Annotated in this window: 4 protein-coding genes; 3 read left to right on the top strand and 1 reads right to left on the bottom strand. The window is 25.4% G+C overall.

The features are described 5' to 3' along the window. Positions 1-104 precede the first annotated feature (104 nt). The 3 genes from Q5F54_RS11530 (at position 105) to Q5F54_RS11540 (ending at position 2,885) form a co-directional block, all read left to right on the top strand. A complete protein-coding gene (locus Q5F54_RS11530) occupies positions 105-1,631 on the top strand; it encodes a VanW family protein (protein WP_302334465.1) in 1,527 nt (508 codons plus the stop codon). Positions 1,632-1,770: 139 nt separating this feature from the next. Then, complete coding sequence (locus tag Q5F54_RS11535) at positions 1,771-2,196, top strand: DMT family transporter (RefSeq protein WP_277232926.1); 426 nt, start codon at positions 1,771-1,773, stop codon at positions 2,194-2,196. A gap of 38 nt (positions 2,197-2,234) precedes the next feature. Further along, entirely contained in the window at positions 2,235-2,885 is a 651-nt protein-coding gene (locus tag Q5F54_RS11540) for a diphthine--ammonia ligase (RefSeq protein ID WP_281537588.1), read from the top strand. Positions 2,886-2,917: 32 nt separating this feature from the next. Here Q5F54_RS11540 and Q5F54_RS11545 read toward each other — a convergent pair. Further along, the coding region (locus Q5F54_RS11545; protein ID WP_302334466.1) for a CehA/McbA family metallohydrolase at positions 2,918-3,945 on the bottom strand (1,028 nt) is incomplete at its 5' end.

Genomic DNA, 3,945 nt, shown 5'->3' on the forward strand with positions numbered 1-3,945 from the left:
TACCCATTAATAAGGTTTCAACACTGTAACATTATTTATGAATACAGGAGATACTTATTTAATAATCTTTATAAGTATAAGTTATTAAATGGGGGAGGGTATATATGGATAAAGAAATCAAAGGTTATAAAGATGATTCTAATGAAGAAAAAAACACTGAAACTAATGAAAAAAATGATTTAATAGATAAAGACATAGAAAAAGAAAGTGAAACATCAAATGGAGATAATAATGAAATAGATAAAGAAAATCAGATATTAAATATAAGTATTGATAAGCCTATAGAATTTAATAAATCAAAACTAGAAAATATAGAATTTGAAAGTGATGAAGATTTAATAGAGAAAGAAGACATCGATATCAATGAAGATAGAATAGATAAAAATAAAATAAAAAACAAATTTAAATTAACAAAGAAAACAAGAAATATTATATTAATTGGAAGTGTAATAGTACTATTGTTAGCAATATATATTGGAAAAACTGTATCTAAATATGAAAATAAAATCTTTCCAGGCACGTTAGTTTATGAACAGGATATATCTAATTTAGAAAAAGAAGAACTTTTAAGTAAACTTAATAAAATTGAAAAAGATATAGAAGATAAGAAAGTTCAAATAAATATAAATAATAAAAGGTATAATATACAAATTAAGAATTTAGTATCAAAATATAATAATGAAAAATTATATAAAAATATAATAAAGAATCAGAATGAAAAAAATATACTTTCAAAGTTTATATCTATAGCAAGTAAAAAAAATACAAATTATAATTTATATGTAGAAATAGATGAAAAATATTTTAATGACCTTAAAGATGAAATAGCGCAAGATATTAATATAGAATGTATTGAACCAAAAGTAATAATAAATGATGATAAAATATCTTATAAAGATGGAGAAGATGGATCTAAACTTGATGAAGAAGCTTTATATAATGATATAAAAGAAAGCATAAACTCAAGAAATTTACTTAAAGAGAATATAATAATAAATGCAAAACTTATAAAAGATAGCCCTAAAATATCAATGGATGATTTAAAACTAATAAATCATAAGGTATCTACATATACAACTACATATGGAAGTGGTAATTCTAGAGGAGGTAATGTAGAAAATGCAGCTAACAAAATAGATGATTTACTTTTAATGCCAGGAGAAGAATTTTCTTATGAAAATGCTGTTGGACCAGTAATTGCATCTAATGGATACAAATATGCACCAGTTATAAGTAATGGTAAACTTGTTGATGGTATAGGTGGTGGTGTTTGTCAAGTTTCATCAACACTTTACAATACTCAACTTAATGCAGGTATACTACCTACAGAAAGAAGAAATCACTCAAAGGCTGTAGGCTATGTTCCAAGGGGATTAGATGCAACGTTAGCTAGTGGAAGTATAGATTACAAATTCAAAAATACATATGAATATCCACTTGTAATAAATACGAAAGCTATAAATGGAAAACTAACTATAGAAATTTGGTCAAATGAAGATGCATTCAAGGGAATAGATTATAAACCAGTAAGTTATGTTAGTGGAAATGTTGCAAATACTTATCTTTATGGATATGATAAAGATGGAAATAAGGTTTATGAAAAGCATATAGATACAAGTGTATATAGATAAAACCATTGAACAGACTAAGATACTATGATAATTTTATATTAATAAAAAATACAGTTATATTTTTATAAACTTCAAATTTAGGAATTAATAAATAGCTTGTATCATAAAATTTATTAATTTATAAGTTTGGAGGGAGAGAATGAAAAATATATTTGCGATAATATTTGCAACATTAGCTGGGGTTTCAACATCGTTAGAAGCTTTTATAAATGGAGAACTTGGAAAAAATACAACTGCATTAGTAGCAACATTTATAAGCTTAGTTGTAGGAACTATATTTTTCTTTATAAATATATGTTTAACTGGAAATTTAAAAACATTAGCAAGCTTTAATGATATAAACCCTAAATTACTTTTAGGTGGAGTTTTAGGAGGACTTGTAATTTATTTTACTGTAAAGTCTGTACCTAATTTAGGTGTATCAAAAACACTTACATTAATAGTAGTATCACAAATGATAGTAGGATTTTTTATAGATTCACATATATACAAAGAAGCTATGCATTTATATAATTATATAGGAGCTATTTTATTGTTTATAGGAACATTCTTTATATTAAGTTAATAAATAAAATATAATAACAGTATAGGGGGACAGAAAAATTGACTAAAGAAAAATTTATAATGTCATTTAGTGGAGGTAAAGATAGTATATTAGCATTATACAGAATGATACACGAAGGTCATGAGCCAGTTGCTCTTTTAACTACAGTAAAAAAGAATCAAGAGAAATCTTGGACACATGGTCTAGATAACGAAATTTTATATAGAATTAGTAAAAGTTTAGATATACCACTTTTGTTAGTTGAATGTGATGTCAACGAGTATGAAAGAAAATTTGAAGAAGCTTTGATTAAAGCGAAAGATATGGGAGCTACGATGTGTGTTTTTGGAGATATAGATATAGAGTTACATAAAAAGTGGGATGTAGATAGATGTAATAATGCTAGGATAAAAGCAAAACTTCCTTTATGGCAGCAAAATAGAGAAGATTTAGTTTATGAATTTATAGATAGAGGATTTAAAACTATAATAAATAAAGTAAATCTAAAATATATGAGTGAAGAATTTTTAGGTAAAGAACTTAATAGAAAAATTATAGATGATATAAAGTCAACAGGTGCAGATGCTTGTGGAGAAAATGGAGAGTATCATACTTTTGTCGTAGATGGACCTTTATTTAAAAATAGAATTGATTTTAAAAGTGAAGGCATAGTTAAAGATACAAGCTATGCATATCTAAATATAAAATAAACTGATGAGCAATTTACTCATCAGTTTATTTTTTACTCAATCCATATAGGAGAGGTAACTGATATTTTATCATTATTTTGTATAACTTTTATATAATAAAATTTATTTTTATTTGACTTTAAAGTAAATTCTAATTTAGCTAAATTAGAATTAAAAGTTTTACTTTTTATTATTTCACCATTATTAGATATAACTTGAATTTCATCTATTTTATCATTTTCATCAGAGTCTATTGCACTTATATTGAAGTTTAGTTTTGATGTATTTTTTATCGTAGAACCCATAGGTAAATTATTTATACTATAATCAATTTTTATATTTTTATCCTCTGTAGCATATACCCTCATATTTCTAAGAGAATCATATAAAGCATCCTTGTTTAAGTCTGTAGCTAAAATTACAGTTCGAAATTCATTTGCAATACCAAAATCAACTCTATGATTATCTTGATTGCAAGTAGGAGCAAGATGCCATCCGTTATCTAATGCCAATTGATACATATCATGAGATCTTATATTTTTAGACATATCCTTACTATATCCATTTCCAACTTCAATAAGAGACATAACATAATCTCCATGATCAGAGTATTTAAAATCATTAAATGTACCGAATTTTTTACCAGGATGATTAAATTGACCAATTAAATCATCTTGTTCATACAATAAGTCATAAAATTTTTCTAAGCTCATATTAGGAAGTTCGGAAGATACAAAGCCATTAGAATTAAATACATTTATATGACCAATAGGATTTTTAACTTTAAATGGATATGTCATTTCAAATCCATTAAGGGCTATAAACTTATCTTTGACATTAAATAAATCTCTAGACTTTATTAAATCATTCCACTTTAAGCTAGGTGAAGCATCATTAATAGTACAGTCTAAATGATTATCAAGCAAATTAGAATGTTCTGTGATAGCAAAAAAGTCTAATTTAGCTTTATCTCTAGCCAAATAATATGCATCATTATAACTACCATGGCCATCACTTGCACTAGTATGAGAGTGTATTAATCCTCTATAATGGTTGTATATCGGTGTTCCAACTGTAAAAT

The sequence above is a fragment of the uncultured Romboutsia sp. genome, from assembly GCF_958366745.1.
GTDB lineage: Bacteria > Bacillota > Clostridia > Peptostreptococcales > Peptostreptococcaceae > Romboutsia > Romboutsia timonensis.

Bases quoted from the DNA above. Each gene is read 5' to 3' on its own strand.
- Q5F54_RS11530 (WP_302334465.1), top strand. From the start codon at position 105: ATGGATAAAGAAATCAAAGGTTATAAAGATGATTCTAATGAAGAAAAA.
- Q5F54_RS11535 (WP_277232926.1), top strand. From the start codon at position 1,771: ATGAAAAATATATTTGCGATAATATTTGCAACATTAGCTGGGGTTTCA.